Raw genomic sequence first — 2,696 nt, forward strand, 5'->3', positions numbered from 1 at the left:
GAGGGATTCAGCACACGTGACATTTTTGGTTTGCATTGATTTCGGTGTTGAAGTGCCATGCGGTGGCTTGGTCATTGCGTGCTTCACCCCTTAACTGGGCGTTATGTTTCTACATGAGTAAGGTGTAATAATGAATATAGATACTGCGTCAGTTAGTATTGTGATAGCTACAGTTAGCATGTTCATTTCGTTTTATGTTATGTGGCGTGATCGACGGAAATTCATTGTACATGGTGAATACCTAGAGTCGTGGGAGCACATGGCTGATGGTGTTTATTTTAAGATTGTGAATAGTGGAAGACGTCCTGTTACTCTGCATAAAATAGAGTTTATATCCAAGAGTAAAGGTTCACAGGCATTGTTACTTACTAGATCGATATCAGAGTATAAAACGACGCCTTTTGAGGAAAAGGACTTGAGCTATCCATGCCTATCTGAAAGTCAGTTCTTCGAGTTCGCTCTGCATTCAAATAAGTTCGACTTCTCGGAATATGAGCTTAGTGACCTTACGTCGATAAACATTCATTCATCAACAAATGTTGTTAAGTGTAAAGAGCTTGCAAAGGTAATAAAGGCTAATCATAAGTACTTGAAGTAACAAACATAACAAGCAATTTAAGAGGGATTCACAACGCTCGGCATTTTTGCTTCTACTTCAAGTTTAGTGTTTATGGAACAATGCTTTAGGTTTGGGTGGCAGCGTTGTTCACCCCTTAATTGGGCGTTAACTGAATTAAACGATAATCATCATCAGGTAATAATGAAAAAACTATTTAATTTAAAGAAATGGCTTACTCTCGAAGATTGCGCAAAACGACTATCGTATATTTTTGAAGAAGACGTTTCCATAAAAGACATAGTGCAACTCTGTTTAGATGGTGAGTTGGACATTTGCTGGCTATTCCGCCATGGTTGGGCACAGGAAGCCGCCGAAAGTCACTCCCTTTTAGGCGCTTGGTTTATTGCCCCCCAAAATATACCAGTGCAGCCGAACAATAATAATTCGGTTGATTCACTGATGCACAATCACCTTTACGGTAAGCCCGTAGCAATGTACAGGATTGTTACTTTCTCGGAGCCATACAGAATCGAGGGGGCATACAAACTTAATATTGATACTGGGGTAATAAAAGATCACTTAATGTCTTTTATTACAGACAAACCAACGGAACTGGTGAGTTTAGAGGGTTGCCTCTTAACTGATTCATGTGGTCGATACATCTGTCCTGTTGAATTTGTTCCCTCTGAAGAAGGTGAGGCTGTATTTGCGCGATTGAACGAGCGTGCATACCCGACAGATAAGTTACCAGAGTTAGAAGAATTGGTAGTTCTTAGAGCGGATATTGAAAAGTTAGAGTGTAAATTGTCGGTGCATTCACCAAACGTACTCCGCACACCCGAAGAAACGCTGAAACAGACTCTAGGTATATTAGCTACATTGCTATCGCAGTCGAACGCAAAGTATAGAAAAGGTAATACTGCAAATTGTAGTCAAATCGCCAAAGAAGTTGAGTTGTTCGCTGCACGTATGGGCATTGATCTTGAAAGTAGCTCAAATTTAAATAGAGATATTTCGGCATCTTTAAAGTTTTTGGAAAATTGGCAGCCAAAGTAATTTTTGGCTAGCCACAGAATTTGTGCCCACGTGAAGAATAATTGTGTGACTATTTAATGGGAGTTGCACAATGAATAAAATCTTCAAATTTATAATGTTAGGCACTATTACGGCATTAAGTGTTAGTTTAACTATTGGTGTGTTAAATATTACGATCTTTGTGAACGTCGTCTGTTAGTTTCGTGGGTGAAAATTCAGTTAACAAACGCTTTAAGACGGATTCGCAACGCTCGGCTGTTTTGGTTTGAATCGGCTTAAGTGTTTACGGTGTAATAATTGAGTGCTGTGGATGTGTTGCTCACCACTTAAGCGGGCGTTAGTACGGGATTGGCATCAACGGTAAAAATTTCGGTGTTTATCAGTTCTGTTTTCTAGCTTTTCACCGGCTCAAATGTGCCTTTAACGTTCTTTCCGGTGGCACTATATGCGGAGCGTTTGCGTCGATTTCACCGTTTACGGTTTCTAACTTTGGGGCTATTTCGTTGGTGCGGTTTCTTTTGTGTTGTTGGCTTTTTAGCCTTCAATTCTGTACTTGGGTGTGGTTGTCAAAGTTCGGCGACCGAATCCTCTGCTAATTTGAAACTGGTCAAAATAGGGTAGTTTGGCGTATTTTTCTTCTAGCCAACTTGCGTTTTGAGGTTGAGTTTTAGTTTTGCAGTTGTCTGTTTGGCTTTAACGTTTTAGCCTATAGTTTCGTGCTATATTTCAATATCTTGGCGCAAACCAAAAGGTTTAGGTACAGCGTACTAACAAACAATTTAAGAGTGATTCGGCACGCGTGGCATTTTTACAATGCGTTGATTTTAGTGGTTAAGGTGGTATGCGGAAGCATCGTATTGCGTGCCTCACACCTTAATTGGGCGTTATGTGAAAGGAGGTAAAAATGGATGAAGCACGAGTGTTAAAATCCGGTGAAGTTATCACCGCTGAAGATTTGTATTTCATGGAAAACGTTGAGAGAACAGATTTTTGCTGTGATGAGTGCGAGGTACCGTTGGTTCCTTGCTCATACATAAAAGACTTCAACTTACGTAAACCTTACTTTAAAACGTTTCCTGATCGGAACCATAAATCATGGTGT

The 2,696-nt window shown here is 40.1% G+C and carries 2 protein-coding genes; both read left to right on the forward strand.

The annotated features are described in order from the left end of the window. The first annotated feature begins 760 nt into the window (after positions 1-760). A complete protein-coding gene (locus tag CAG64_RS13040) occupies positions 761-1,615 on the forward strand; it encodes a hypothetical protein (protein WP_161488999.1) in 855 nt (284 codons plus the stop codon). 883 nt (positions 1,616-2,498) lie between these two features. Further along, the coding region (locus CAG64_RS23855; RefSeq protein ID WP_237668428.1) for a hypothetical protein at positions 2,499-2,696 on the forward strand (198 nt) is incomplete at its 3' end.

Origin of the sequence: Vibrio sp. V38_P2S17PM301 (genome assembly GCF_009904845.1) — a bacterium.
In the GTDB taxonomy this organism is placed as follows: Bacteria; Pseudomonadota; Gammaproteobacteria; order Enterobacterales; family Vibrionaceae; genus Vibrio; species Vibrio proteolyticus.

Excerpts from the sequence above, each read along its gene's own strand:
- CAG64_RS13040 (WP_161488999.1), top strand. The coding sequence starts at position 761 with ATGAAAAAACTATTTAATTTAAAGAAATGGCTTACTCTCGAAGATTGC.